The sequence below is a fragment of the Streptomyces sp. NPDC001728 genome (assembly GCF_040297565.1).
Taxonomy (GTDB): Bacteria; Actinomycetota; Actinomycetes; order Streptomycetales; family Streptomycetaceae; genus Streptomyces.
In genome coordinates, this window is the sequence record NZ_JBEOZK010000006.1 from 195,611 (window position 1) to 209,086 (window position 13,476).

At 70.3% G+C, this 13,476-nt stretch carries 9 protein-coding genes; 2 read left to right on the top strand and 7 right to left on the bottom strand.

All coding sequences use genetic code 11. The features are described from left to right. The first annotated feature begins 128 nt into the window (after positions 1 to 128). Together ABT154_RS12320 and ABT154_RS12325 are read left to right on the top strand one after the other, a co-directional pair. Entirely contained in the window at positions 129 to 1,343 is a 1,215-nt protein-coding gene (locus tag ABT154_RS12320; RefSeq protein ID WP_056557383.1) for a thiolase family protein, read from the top strand. Beyond that, the gene (locus ABT154_RS12325) at positions 1,340 to 3,478 is read left to right on the top strand and encodes a 3-hydroxyacyl-CoA dehydrogenase NAD-binding domain-containing protein (protein ID WP_351856234.1); all 2,139 of its coding nucleotides are present in this window, start codon (positions 1,340 to 1,342) and stop codon (positions 3,476 to 3,478) included. Before ABT154_RS12320 ends, ABT154_RS12325 begins: the two co-directional genes overlap by 4 nt. 132 nt (positions 3,479 to 3,610) lie before the next feature. Here ABT154_RS12325 and ABT154_RS12330 read toward each other — a convergent pair whose 3' ends face one another. The 7 genes from ABT154_RS12330 to ABT154_RS12360 form a co-directional block, all read right to left on the bottom strand. Beyond that, the gene (locus tag ABT154_RS12330) at positions 3,611 to 4,687 is read right to left on the bottom strand and encodes a PLL family lectin (RefSeq protein WP_351856236.1); all 1,077 of its coding nucleotides are present in this window, start codon (positions 4,685 to 4,687) and stop codon (positions 3,611 to 3,613) included. 100 nt (positions 4,688 to 4,787) lie between these two features. Then, positions 4,788 to 6,302: an amino acid permease gene (locus tag ABT154_RS12335; RefSeq protein WP_351856238.1), complete on the bottom strand. Its 1,515-nt coding sequence runs from the start codon at positions 6,300 to 6,302 to the stop codon at positions 4,788 to 4,790. Positions 6,303 to 6,423: 121 nt separating this feature from the next. Continuing rightward, positions 6,424 to 8,343 carry a 1-deoxy-D-xylulose-5-phosphate synthase gene (dxs, locus tag ABT154_RS12340; RefSeq protein ID WP_351856240.1) on the bottom strand — a complete coding sequence of 640 codons (1,920 nt, stop codon included), beginning with the start codon at positions 8,341 to 8,343 and terminating at the stop codon, positions 6,424 to 6,426. 235 nt (positions 8,344 to 8,578) lie between these two features. Beyond that, on the bottom strand, positions 8,579 to 9,880 hold the full coding sequence (locus ABT154_RS12345) for a sugar ABC transporter permease (protein ID WP_351856242.1): 1,302 nt from the start codon (positions 9,878 to 9,880) through the stop codon (positions 8,579 to 8,581). After that, complete coding sequence (locus ABT154_RS12350) at positions 9,877 to 10,665, bottom strand: ATP-binding cassette domain-containing protein (protein ID WP_015037000.1); 789 nt, start codon at positions 10,663 to 10,665, stop codon at positions 9,877 to 9,879. Before ABT154_RS12350 ends, ABT154_RS12345 begins: the two co-directional genes overlap by 4 nt. Positions 10,666 to 10,942: 277 nt before the next feature. After that, positions 10,943 to 12,007 (bottom strand): sugar ABC transporter substrate-binding protein, encoded by a 1,065-nt coding sequence (locus ABT154_RS12355; RefSeq protein ID WP_351856245.1) that lies wholly within the window; start codon positions 12,005 to 12,007, stop codon positions 10,943 to 10,945. A gap of 122 nt (positions 12,008 to 12,129) precedes the next feature. Continuing rightward, on the bottom strand, positions 12,130 to 13,341 hold the full coding sequence (locus tag ABT154_RS12360; protein WP_317873199.1) for an ROK family transcriptional regulator: 1,212 nt from the start codon (positions 13,339 to 13,341) through the stop codon (positions 12,130 to 12,132). Between the last annotated feature and the right edge of the window lie 135 nt (positions 13,342 to 13,476).

A 13,476-nucleotide genomic window follows, 5' to 3' on the forward strand; every position in this document is an offset into this window, starting at 1 on the left:
TGTGACCTTCGCCGCTTGGCCCCCAGGGGCTGGGCAGCTTGGTTACCCGCAAGTAGCATGGGGGGAGCAAGCGCGCGCTTAGGTGCGCGCCGCAGCAGTGCCATCCCGCACCCTGGAGGAGAGCCATCGTGCCTCGTACCGTCAGGGACGTCGTCTTCGTCGACGGCGTCCGCACCCCGTTCGGCAAGGCGGGCCCGAAGGGCATCTACCACGAGACCCGCGCCGACGACCTCGTCGTCAAGGCCATCAGGGAGCTGCTGCGCCGCAACCCGGGCCTCGACCCCGCGAAGATCGACGAGGTCGCCATCGCCGCGACCACGCAGATCGGTGACCAGGGTCTGACCCTCGGCCGTACGGCGGGCATCCTCGCCGGGCTGCCGCAGTCGGTGCCGGGCTACTCCATCGACCGCATGTGCGCCGGCGCGCTCACCGCCGTCACCTCGGTCGCCGGTTCGATCGCCTTCGGCGCGTACGACGCCGTCATCGCCGGTGGCGTCGAGCACATGGGCCGTCACCCCATGGGTGAGGGCGTCGACCCGAACCCGCGGTTCGTCAGCGAGAAGCTGGTCGACGAGTCCGCCCTCTTCATGGGCATGACCGCCGAGAACCTGCACGACCGCTACCCGAGCATCACCAAGCAGCGCGCCGACGAGTACGCCGTGCGCTCGCAGGAGAAGGCCGCCAAGGCGTACGCCGACGGCAAGATCCAGCAGGACCTGGTGCCGATCTCGGTCCGCCGCACCGACGCCTCCACCGGTGAGACCGGCTGGGGCCTGGTCACCGCCGACGAGCCGATGCGTCCGGGCACCACCCTGGAGTCGCTGGCCGGCCTGAAGACGCCGTTCCGCGTCCACGGCAACGTCACCGCGGGCAACGCCGCCGGTCTCAACGACGGCGCCACCGCCTCGATCATCGCCTCCGAGGACTTCGCCCGCGAGCACGACCTCCCGGTGAAGATGCGCCTCGTCTCGTACGCCTTCGCCGGCGTCGAGCCCGAGGTCATGGGCTACGGCCCGATCCCGGCGACCGAGAAGGCCCTCGCGAAGGCCGGTCTGTCCATCGAGGACATCGACCTCTTCGAGATCAACGAGGCCTTCGCGGTCCAGGTCCTCGCCTTCCTGGAGCACTACGGCATCGCCGACGACGACGCCCGCGTCAACCAGTACGGCGGCGCCATCGCCTACGGTCACCCGCTCGCCTCCTCCGGCGTCCGTCTGATGACGCAGCTGGCCCGCCAGTTCGAGGAGAACCCGCAGGTCCGCTACGGCCTCAACACGATGTGCGTCGGCTTCGGCATGGGCGCCACGGTCATCTGGGAAAACCCCCACTGGGAGGGCAAGTGAGCACCACCGCCGAGCTTCTGAAGGGCGCCGCGGAGCTCTTCCCGGACGAGGTCGTCACCTCCGCCCACGTACGGCACTTCGAACTGCCCGCGGGTGCGGGCCGGTTCGCCCTGATCACGCTGGACAACGGCTTCGACCACACCAAGCCGACCACCTTCGGCCCGCAGTCGCTCGCCAACCTGAACACGGCGATCGACCAGGTCGAGGCCGAGGCCGCCAACGGTGAGATCACCGGCGTCGGCATCACCGGCAAGCCGTTCATCTTCGCCGTCGGCGCCGACCTCAAGGGCGTCGAGCTGCTGCGCGAGCACGACGAGGCGCTGGCCATCGGCAAGGGCGGCCACGACGTCTTCAAGCGTCTGTCCGCGCTCGCCGTGCCGACCTTCGCGTACTACAACGGCGCGGCCATGGGCGGCGGTGTCGAGGTCGGTCTGCACTGCACCTACCGCACCGTCTCCAAGGCCCTCCCGGCCTTCTCGCTGCCCGAGGTCTTCCTCGGTCTGGTCCCCGGCTGGGGCGGCTGCGCCCTCCTGCCGAACCTGATCGGCGCGGAGAAGGCCGTCTCGGTCATCATCGAGAACTCGCTGAACCAGAACCGCCAGCTCAAGGGCAAGCAGGTCTTCGAGCTCGGCATCGCCGACGCGCTGTTCGAGGGCGCCGACTTCCTGGAGCAGTCGCTGATCTGGACGGCCTCCGTCCTGAACGGCTCCGTGACCGTCGAGCGCCCCGAGATCGACCGCGGCGAGGGCTGGGACCAGGCCGTCGCCAAGGGCCGTCTCGTCGCCGACTCCAAGGTGCACGGCGCCGCCCCGGCCGCCTACCGCGCCCTCGACATCATCGAGGCCGCCAAGGACGGCGACCTGCAGAAGGGCTTCGACGCCGAGGACCAGGCCCTCGCGGACCTGATCATGGGCGGCGAGCTGCGCTCCGGCATCTACGCCTTCAACCTGGTGCAGAAGCGCGGCAAGCGCCCCGCCGGCGCCCCGGACAAGTCGCTGGCCCGCCCGGTCACCAAGGTCGGTGTCGTCGGCGCCGGTCTGATGGCCTCCCAGCTGGCCCTGCTCTTCCTGCGCCGCCTGGAGGTGCCGGTCGTCCTGACCGACATCGACCAGGAGCGGATCGACAAGGGCGTGGGCTACGTCCACGGCGAGATCGAGAAGCTGCTCGGCAAGGGCCGGATCAACCAGGACAAGGCCAACCGTCTCAAGGGCCTGGTCTCCGGTGTCCTGGACAAGGCCGAGGGCTTCGCGGACGCGGACTTCGTCATCGAGGCCGTGTTCGAGGAGATGGGCGTCAAGCAGAAGGTGTTCGCGGAGGTCGAGGCGGTCGCCCCGGCGCACGCGATCCTCGCCACCAACACCTCCTCGCTCTCCGTCTCGGAGATGGCCTCCAAGCTCCAGCACCCGGAGCGCGTGGTCGGCTTCCACTTCTTCAACCCGGTCGCGATCCTCCCGCTCCTGGAGATCGTCCGCGGCGAGGAGACGGACGACGCCTCCCTGGCCACCGCCTTCGGTGTCGCCAAGAAGCTGAAGAAGACCGCGGTCCTCACCAAGGACGCCCCGGCGTTCGTCGTGAACCGCATCCTGACCCGCTTCATGGGCGAGATCCAGAACGTCATCGACGAGGGCACCTCGGTCGAGACGGCCGAGAAGGCCATCGAGCCCCTCGGTCTGCCGATGTCGCCGCTGGTGCTCCTGGAGCTCGTCGGCCCGGCGATCGGTCTGCACGTCTCCGAGACCCTGAACCGCTCCTTCCCGGAGCGCTTCACCGTCTCGCCGAACCTCAAGCGGGTCGTCGAGGCCGGCAAGCGCGGCTTCTACGTCTACAACGCCGAGAACGGCTTCAAGCCGGAGCTCGACCCGGAGGTCGCCGCCCTCCTGGTCCAGGGCGACTCCGTCCTGACCGAGGAGCAGGTCCGCGACCGCGTCCTGGACGCGGTGGCGCAGGAGATCGGCCTGATGCTGGAGGAGGGTGTCGTCGCCGAGGCGCAGGACATCGACCTCTGCCTGATCACGGGCGCGGGCTGGCCCTTCCACCTGGGCGGCATCACGCCGTACCTGGACCGTGAGGGCGTCTCCGAACGCGTCAACGGCAAGCCCTTCCTCGCGCGGGGCGTGGCGAGCGTCCCGGCGTAACCACCCCTCAGGGCGTACACGGACGGCCCCGGCACCTTCTCCAGGTGCCGGGGCCGTTCCCGTCGTCCACGGGGGCGTCAGGAGGCGCGTGTCACCCTGTCAGGGGTACGCCCCCGACAGGGTGGGGCCGGGTCACCCTATGGAGCGCCAGCCCTCCAGGAGGAGTCCCTCCGCCGCCTTCTGACGGGTGGTGATCAGCTGGACGCCACCGACCAGGGCCATCGCGACGAGCCGGCCGTCGAGCCCCCGGGTGAGGACGGTCGCGAGGTCGCCCTGCGGGTCCCCGGTCTCCGACCACGTGATGCCGTCGGCCTCCTGCTCGCTCGGGTAGGCCGCGAGGGCGAGCCGGCCGTCGTCGGACTGCTGGGCGAGGACCGTGCAGTCGAAGCCGTCGATGAGGCAGCGGGTGGCGGCGAGCCGGCCGGTGCCGACCGCCTCGCCGACGGTCGTGGGCTCCAGGGAGCGGTCCGGCGACCAGGCGCGGACCTCGCCCGCCTTGTCGACGTAGAAGAGCGTCACGTGCCCGGAGGGGCCGGTCACGGTCGCGAGGGTGCCGAAGGTGACCTCGGCGGGCAGCACGTCCTGGCGGACCGGGCGGGCGCCCGGCTCCTCCTGGACGTAGCGGAGCAGGCCCTTGTCGGTCGTGGTGAGGAGCTCGACGCGCCCCTCTCCGTTGACGGCGGCGACCGGGGAGGGGTCCGTGCCCGAGCCGTGCAGGTCCCACCAGGGGTGCCAGCCGCCGGCGTCCTTCTGGGCGCGGACGCTGAGTCCGCCGCCGCCGTTGCGCATGAAGACGTGCGCGCGGCCCTGGGCGTCCACCGCGACGGTGGGGTTGCCCGTCCACCGCCACTTGCCGTTGGAGTGGCCGATCGAGCGCCAGGGGGCGGCCGGGCGGCCGGTCTGGAACTGGACGCTGTGGACCAGCTCGACGTGTCCTTCGCCCCCGGTGGTGGGGCGCACGCCGACGAGGTGGACATAGCGGTCGGCGCCCTGGCCGACCGCGAGGAAGGGGTTGAGTCCGTCGCCGCCGAGCGATTCGGGGCCGCTCCAGCCGCCGTCCGGCCGCTCGGTCCAGCGCAGCACCTCCCCGTCCCGTGGCAGGTAGGCGCTGAACCTCCCCTCCTCTCCTCTGGTCAGCCAGGCGCCTTGGAGTTGGGGGGCGATGGCGCCGTGGGTGCGGGCAGCGGGGACCTGGGATCGATTCGCCATGGGGGGGATCCAGCACTCCGGTGGTCGGAAGGAGTTCGGGTACGAGCCGACTGTAGTCGCCCTCCCGAACCCCGCCTTCCGCGCCTTCGGCAACGGCCGCTCAGTACCGGGACTCCCCGCCCGCCTGCCCGAGCCGACTGTGACGGCGCCCGTACAGGAAGTACACGACGAAGCCGATCAGCATCCACACGGCGAAGCGGAACCAGGTCTCGCCGGGCAGGTTGAGCATCAGCCAGACCGAGGCGGCGATGGAGAGGATGGGCAGGAAGGGCACCCAGGGGGTGCGGAAGGCGCGCGGCAGGTCGGGGCGGGAGCGGCGGAGCACCATGACGCCGACGGCGACCACGACGAAGGCGAAGAGCGTTCCGATGTTCACCAGGGTGGCGAGTTCGTTGATGCTGGTGAAGCCGGCGACGATCGCGATGATCGTGCCGAGCAGGATGGTGGGCCGGTACGGGGTCCTGAAGCGCGGGTGCGTCTTGGAGAAGAAGCGCGGCAGCAGGCCGTCGCGGCTCATCGCGAAGAACACCCGGGTCTGGCCGAGGAGCAGGATCAGACAGACAGTGGTGAGGCCGATGGCGGCGCCGAAGCTGATCACGCCCGCGTAGAAGGGGTGTCCGGCGGCTTTGAAGGCGTCGGCGAGGGGGGCGCTCACGGACAGCTCGGTGTAGTGCTGCATACCGGTGACGACCAGCGCGACGGCCACGTACAGCACGGTGCAGATCAGGAGCGAGCCGAGGATGCCCCGGGGCATGTCCCGCTGCGGCACTCTGGTCTCCTCGGCGGCGGTGGCGACGACGTCGAAGCCGATGAAGGCGAAGAAGACGACGGAGGCGGCGGTGAAGATGCCCATGACGCCGAAGTTGGTCGGCGCGTAGCCGAACATCAGCTGGACCAGCGGTTCGCTCCAGCCGGAGCCGCCGCCGGGCGGGGTGACGGCCGGCGGGATGAAGGGCTTGTAGTTGTCGCCGACGATGAAGAACAGACCGGCGACGATCACGATCATCACCACGGTGACCTTGATCGCGACGACGACGGTGGTGATCCGGGCGGAGAGCTTCATGCCCAGGACGAGGACCACGGTGAGCACCAGCACCAGCAGGAAGGCCAGGATGTCGAAGGTGCCGCCCGGAATGTCGGGTCCTTCGAGCGCGGCCGGCAGATGCCAGCCGATGTTGTCCATCAGGGATCTGACGTAGCCGGACCAGCCGACGGCGACCACCGCCGTGCCGAGGGCGAACTCCAGGACGAGGTCCCAGCCGATGATCCAGGCGGGCAGCTCGCCGATGGAGGCGTACGCGAAGGTGTACGCCGATCCGGCCACCGGCACCGTCGAGGCGAACTCGGCGTAGCAGAGGGCGGCCAGGGCGCAGACGATGCCGGCGGCGACGAAGGCGAGGGCGGTGGCCGGCCCGGCGTTCTCCTTGGCGACCTTGCCGGTCAGGACGAAGATGCCGGTGCCGATGATGACGCCGACGCCGAAGACCGTCAGGTCCCAGGCCGACAGGGACTTCCGGAGCGCGTGCTCCGGCTCCTCCGTGTCGCTGATCGACTGCTCGACGGACTTGGTCCGGAACAATCCCGTGTTGGCGCGTGGCCGCTGGTCCGTGCTCACGTCGTACCTCCCTGCCAGGGGACTGCCCGTCCTGTGGTCAGAATGCACGCGAAAGGGCCGGTCGGCACTCCGAGGAGTGAGCCGACCGGCCCAAGGGTGAAGCGGGGTGACGGCGTGTCCGTCAGTCGCGGACGGGCTCCACCGCCTGCGCGCTGTTCTCGAACCGACCGTCGAGCCGCGAGACCAGACCGGTGACCTGGCGGGCGACATCGGGGGCGGTCAGGCCGATCTCGGCCATGACCTCGCCGCGCGAGGCGTGGTCGAGGAAGCGCGGCGGGATGCCGAAGTCGCGCAGCGGCACGTCGACGCCCGCGTCGCGGAGCGCCTGGGCGACGGCGGAGCCGACACCGCCGACGCGGCTGTTGTCCTCGACGGTGACGACGACCCGGTGCCGCTCGGCGAGCGGGGCGAGGGCCTCGTCGACCGGCTTGACCCAGCGCGGGTCGACGACGGTGGTGGAGATGCCCTGACGGTCGAGCAGGTCGGCGATCTCCAGGCACATGGGCGCCAGGGCGCCCACGGAGACCAGGAGGACGTCGGGCCGGTCCGAGCCGGGCTCGCGGAGCACGTCCATGCCGCCGACGCGGCGCAGGGCGGGGACGGCGGGGCCGACCGCGCCCTTGGAGAAGCGGACCACGGTGGGGGCGTCGGTGACCTCGACGGCCTCGCGCAGCTGGGCGCGGACCTGGTCGGCGTCGCGCGGGGCGGCGAGCCGCAGGCCGGGGACGACCTGGAGGATCGACATGTCCCACATGCCGTTGTGGGAGGCGCCGTCGGTGCCGGTGACACCGGCCCGGTCCAGGACGAAGGTGACACCGCACTTGTGCAGGGCCACGTCCATCAGGACCTGGTCGAAGGCACGGTTGAGGAAGGTCGCGTACACGGCGAAGACCGGGTGCAGTCCGCCGGTGGCGAGGCCGGCGGCGGAGACCGCGGCGTGCTGCTCGGCGATGCCGACGTCGAAGACCCGCTCGGGGAAGGACTTGGCGAACTTGTCGAGGCCGACGGGCTGGAGCATGGCCGCCGTGATGGCGACGATGTCCCCGCGCTCCTCGCCGAGCTTCACCATCTCCTCGCCGAAGACCGAGGTCCAGTCGGCGCCGGAGGAGGCGATGGGCAGGCCGGTGTCGGGGTGGATCTTGCCGACGGCGTGGAAGCGGTCGGCCTCGTCCTGGAGGGCCGGCTGGTAACCGCGGCCCTTCTCGGTGAGGCAGTGGACGATCACGGGGCCGCCGAAGCGCTTGGCGCGCGTGAGGGCGGACTCCAGGGCCTCGATGTCGTGGCCGTCGATGGGGCCGACGTACTTGAGGCCGAGGTCCTCGAACATGCCCTGCGGGGCGATGAAGTCCTTGAGGCCCTTCTTGGCGCCGTGCAGGGTCTCGTAGAGCGGCTTCCCGACGACCGGGGTGCGCTCCAGGATGTCCTTGCCGCGGGCGAGGAAGCGCTCGTAGCCGTCGGTGGTGCGCAGGGTGGCCAGGTGGGTGGCGAGGCCGCCGATGGTGGGCGCGTAGGAGCGCTCGTTGTCGTTGACGACGATCACGAGCGGGCGGTCCTTGGCGGCGGCGATGTTGTTCAGCGCCTCCCAGGCCATGCCGCCGGTGAGGGCGCCGTCGCCGATCACCGCGACGACGTGGTCGTCCTTCTTCAGGACCTCGTTGGCCTTGGCGAGGCCGTCGGCCCAGCCGAGGACCGTCGAGGCGTGCGAGTTCTCGATGACGTCGTGCTCGGACTCGGCCTGCGAGGGGTAGCCGGAGAGGCCGCCCTTCATCTTGAGCTTCGAGAAGTCCTGGCGCCCGGTGAGGAGCTTGTGGACGTAGCTCTGGTGGCCGGTGTCCCAGAGGACCTTGTCCTTCGGGGAGTCGAACACGCGGTGCAGGGCGATGGTCAGCTCGACCACGCCGAGGTTGGGCCCGAGGTGCCCGCCGGTCTTGGAGACGGCGTCCACGAGGAACGTCCTGATCTCGTCGGCCAGCTGGTCCAGCTGTTCCGGGGAGAGCCGGTCCAGATCTCGCGGTCCCCTGATACGGGTCAGCAGAGCCACCCGTGCCTCCTTGCGTTTGAGCTGGTCGAGCTTGCCGATTTGTCGAGTCTAATGTTCCGTCTTGGATCGCGGGCATCGGGCCGGGGAGTCAGGCGTCACCCTCACGGCCTACAAGCCGCTGATCTGTACGGCTCTGTACGCGCGCGTGCACCGGTTCGTACGCGCGCCGGTGTACTGCCCCGGACGCGCCGGAGCCCGGCACCGGTTTCACGGTGCCGGGCCGGTGTGACGGGCGTTACGCGCGTCCCGCCGTCTTCTGTGTGCGGCGGGAGACCGAGTCGATGATCACGGCGATGAGCAGGACCGCTCCGGTGATCATGTACTGGATCGCGTTCGAGGACAGGTTCATCTGGTTGAGGCCCTGGACGATCGACTGGATGACCAGGATGCCGAGGAGCGCCGACCAGACCTTGCCGCGTCCGCCGAACAGGGACGTACCGCCGATGACGGCCGCCGCGATGCACATCATCAGCTGGTTGCCGCCGCCGAGGGAGCGGTCGGCTCCGCCGGTCGCGGAGGCGAGGAACAGGCCGCCGACGGCACCCATGGTGCCGGAGATCATGAAGACCGAGATCCGGATCCAGGAGACGTTGATGCCGGCGCGGCGGGCGGCCTCGATGCCACCGCCGACCGCGAAGACCTGGCGGCCGTACGTGGTGCGGCGCAGCACGAAGTCGGTGACGAGCAGGATCACCAGGAAGATCACCAGGGAGAGCGGCAGGCCCTGCTCCTGGTTGAAGCCGTACGCGGCGACGAGGACCAGGACCGCGAGGACGGCGGTGCGCAGGATGATCTCGCTCTGCGGGCGGTGCGGCAGCTCGGCGGCCCTGCGGCGGCGGGAGTCGCGCAGCTGGGCCAGGTAGAAGGCGGCGACGACGACCACGGCGAGGCCGTAGGCGGCGGCGACGTCGGAGAAGTAGTACTTCGTGAGGTCGCCGACGAAGCTGCCGATCGGGGTGGGGATGGTGGAGCGGTCGCCCATCACCCAGGTCTGGAGTCCGGCCCAGCCGAGGAAGCCGGCCAGGGTGACGACGAAGGCGGGCACGCCGATCTTGGCGAAGACCAGACCGTGGAAGGCGCCGAGCAGGGTGCCGGACAGGATGCCGAGGAGGATCGCGAGGCCGTCCGGCATGTCCGTGCCGAGGACGCCCCAGACCGAGCCCGCCAGACCCGCGACGGAGCCGACCGCGAGGTCGATCTCGCCGAGCAACAGCACGAAGACGATGCCGACCGCCATGATGCCGGGGCCGACCGCGTACAGCGTGATCTGGTCGAGGTTGTACGAGGTGATGAAGTTGCCGGTGAGCGCCTGGAAGACGATGCCGATGACGATCAGGCCGACGACGACGGGCAGCGAGCCGATCTCACCGGAGCGGATCTTGCGCTTGAACTCCTCGACGTAGCCCTTGAAGCCCCGCTCGCGCACGAGGAGGCGGGGGTCGACGGCGTGGACCGCGGCGGCGGCCGGGGCCTCCTCGCTCGTCCGGGGATCGGGCACGGCGGCCTGGTCGCTCGCGGGGGGAGGGGTCTTGCTCACTTCGCTACCTCCGCGTTGCGGGCCTGGCGGCGGGTCACGGCGTTGTCCGTGGCGCCGGTGATCGCGGCGATGATCTCTTCGTGCGTGGTGGTGGCCACCGGGAAGGTGCCGTTGTTACGGCCCAGGCGCAGCACGGCCACGGTGTCGGCGACGGCCTTCACATCGGCCATGTTGTGGCTGATGAGGATGACGCCGAGGCCCTGCTCGCGCAGCCGCTCGACCAGGTCGAGGACCTGGGCGGTCTGCTCGACGCCGAGGGCGGCGGTCGGCTCGTCGAGGATCACGATCTTGGGGTCGCCGACCAGGGCGCGCGCGATGGCGACGACCTGCCGCTGGCCGCCGGAGAGGGCGGCGACGGGGATGCGGACGCTGGGGATGCGGATGGAGAGGGTGGAGAGGAGGTCCTTGGCCCGCTTCTCCATGGCGACCTCGTCGAGGACGCCGCCCTTCTTGATCTCGCGGCCGAGGAACAGGTTGGCGACGACGTCGAGGTTGTCGCAGAGGGCGAGGTCCTGGTAGACGGTCGCGACACCGAGGTTCTGGGAGTCGTGCGGGCGCTGGATCTCGACGCGCTCGCCCTCCCACTCGATGACGCCCTCGTCGATCGGGTGCACGCCGGCGATCGTCTTGACCAGCGTGGACTTTCCCGCTCCGTTGTCGCCGACGAGTGCGACGACTTCTCCTGCGTGGACTTCGAGATCGACACCGGAGAGGACCTGGACCGCTCCGAACCGCTTGAAGATCCCACGCAACGCCAGCACGGGCGTCTGGGACACGTGAACCAACTCCTTCGCCGCCCGCGGGCGGCGGCAATGGCGCGCCGCCTGTGCGGCGCCGAAGTTTCGAGGGGGGCTGGGCTCGTCCGGCCCCCGGACCGACAGCGGGGTCTGGGTCGGCCGGGGACCGGACGGGCTTGGGGGACGGATCCGGGCGTCGTGCGCCGGCCTTGTTACCGGGGGTCTTCACCCTCTGTACTCGGGGCCGCGGCGCCCGCTTCGGGGGCGCTCCTGCGCGGATCCGTGCCGTCGGGCCCTCGCGGGGCCCGACGGGGGTCGGCCTGGACTACTTCACGCCCAGCGCGGCGCACTTGGCGGCGAGGTCCGAGGTGCAGAGGTCGGCGGCCTTGTAGATGCCGTCCTGGACGACCGTGGACTGGATGTTGGTCTTGTCCACCACGACCGGGTCGAAGAGCGTCGAGGGGACGCCGTCGGTCGTGCCCTGGGCGCCGAGGTCCTTGCCCTGGAGCAGGTTCACCGCGAACTTGGCGGCCTCGGGGGCCAGCTGGAGCGGCGACTTGTAGATGGTGAAGGTCTGCGTGCCCGCGATGATCCGCTGGATGCCCGCGACCTCGGCGTCCTGGCCACCCACCGGGATGCCCTTGATGCCGGCGTTCTCGAGGGAGGTGATGACACCGCCGGCCATGCCGTCGTTGGCGGAGTAGACGGCGTTGATCTTGTCCTTGCCGACCGAGGCGATCGCGGCGGACATCTTCTCGCCGGCGATCTTCGGGTCCCACTCGCCGGAGGCCTCGTAGGCGATCTTGCCGACCTTGCCGTCGAGGGCGGTGTGGGCGCCCTTCTTGAACAGACCGGCGTTCGGGTCCTTCTCGTCGCCGTTGATCATCACGACGTTGGCGGTGGCGGCCTTGGTGCCGAGGGCGGCGAGGAGCGCCTTGCCCTGGATCTCGCCGACCTTGTTGTTGTCGTGGCTGACGTAGGCGTCGGCGCCCTTGACGGCACGGTCGTAGGCGACGATCTTGACGCCCTTGGCCTTGGCGTCCTTGACCCAGCCCTCGGCCTTGGTCGCGTCGACCGGGTCCAGGGCGATGACCTTGATGCCGTCGGCGATCAGCTGGTCGAACTGCTGCTTCTGCTTGACGACGTCGGAGACCGCGTTGTTGTACACGACCTCGCAGTCGCCGCACGCGGCCTTGACGGCCTTCTCGAACTGGGGCTTGTCCAGGGCCTCGTAGCGCGAGGTCTTGTTCTCCGGAAGGAGCAGGCCGATCTTGGTCGAGCTGCCCTTGTCCGCGCTGTCGTCGCCGCCGGCCTTGCCGCAGGCTGCGAGCGAGAGGGCCATCGAGACCGCGGCCGTTGCTATGACGGCACGACGCGTCACTGCGTTCATGTGGGTTTGCCTCCCTGACGAGGCCGCGACGTTGCGGCCGAGGTGGCACGAAGTCAACTCGGCTGCAACGTTGCCGTCAAGAAGTAAATTCTTAACGAGATGACAACGGTGGTGTTCGTTATCTAAGTGAAGGCAAGACGCGAGGCCGGACCCGCCGTCGGCAGGGCGCTCTCCAAAAGGGTCGAATCACCCATCTCGCTCAGCACGAGGGCGAGGGCGCCCAGCACCTCGGCGCGACCGCCCAAGGCCCCCTGGACCAGCGAGAGCTGCCGGGCGGCACTGGGGATCGCGTACCGCGAGACGGAGTCCCTGATGGGCGTCAGGACCAGCTCCCCGGCCTCCGCGAGGTCGCCGCCGAGCACCACCCGGCTCGGGTTCAGCAGGTTGCAGAGGTTGGCGATGCCGCTGCCGATGTGCCGCCCCACGTCGGCGATCACCCGGCGGCAGCCGGGGTCGCCCTCCCGGGCCAGCCGGACGACCTTCTCCATGGTCAGATCGGGTCCGTGGCCCGGCTGGAGCAGCGGCAGCACGTACCGGGCGGCGGTGAAGGTCTCCAGGCAGCCCCGGTTGCCGCAGCGGCAGACCGGGCCCGACTCGTCGAGCGTGATGTGCCCGATCTCGCCCGCGGTGCCGCCGGGCCCCCGGTAGACCCGCCCGTCGATGACGAGCCCTGCGCCCACGCCACTCGCCACCTTGATGTACGCGAGGTCCTTGACGCCCCGCCCGCTGCCCCAGACCAGCTCGCCGAGCGCGCCGAGGTTGGCGTCGTTGTCGACGTGCACCGGGACGCCGAGCCGGCCGGACAGCTCCTCGGCGGGGTTGATGCCGCTCCAGCCCGGCAGGATCGAGGTCGACCCGAGCGTGCCGGAGGAGACGTCGATCGGTCCCGGTACGCCGAGTCCGACGCCGATCACCTTGTCCCGGCCGATGCCGGTGGCCAGGATCAGCCGGTTGACCAGCTGTTCCGCCCGGTCGAAGCCCTCGGCGGCGGAGGCGTCCACGTCCAGCGGCTCGGCCTCCTCGGCGAGCACCTGGTGGGCGAGGTTGCCGACCGCGACCCGGAGGTGCGTATGGCCGAAGTCGACGCCGATCACGATGCCCGCGTCGCCCGAGAGCGAGACACTGCGGGCCCGCCGGCCGCCCGCCGAGGTGGGCGTGACGTCGACGGTGCCGCCGTCCTTCAGCTCCCGGACGATGTTGGAGACCGTGGCGGCGGACAGGCCCGTCGTCCGGGCGATCTCCGCCTGGGTGAGCGATCCGGCCATGCGCACCGCCCGGACGACCCGTTCGAGATTGGCCCTGTGCAGCGACGTCTGCGACCCCGGAGTCTCCATCGACTCACTCACTCCCACCGTTTTCTCCAACATGTGAACTCTAAGGGGACGCTTTCGGCTTGCTCCCCGTCAAGACCTTGAGAGGCGGACGGTACGCGTCACACGGTGTGACGGAGCGCCGAAGGGCCCCCGGGG

Excerpts from the sequence above, each read along its gene's own strand:
- ABT154_RS12360 (WP_317873199.1), bottom strand. The coding sequence starts at position 13,341 with ATGGAGACTCCGGGGTCGCAGACGTCGCTGCACAGGGCCAATCTCGAA.
- ABT154_RS12355 (WP_351856245.1), bottom strand. The coding sequence starts at position 12,007 with ATGAACGCAGTGACGCGTCGTGCCGTCATAGCAACGGCCGCGGTCTCG.
- ABT154_RS12330 (WP_351856236.1), bottom strand. The coding sequence starts at position 4,687 with ATGGCGAATCGATCCCAGGTCCCCGCTGCCCGCACCCACGGCGCCATC.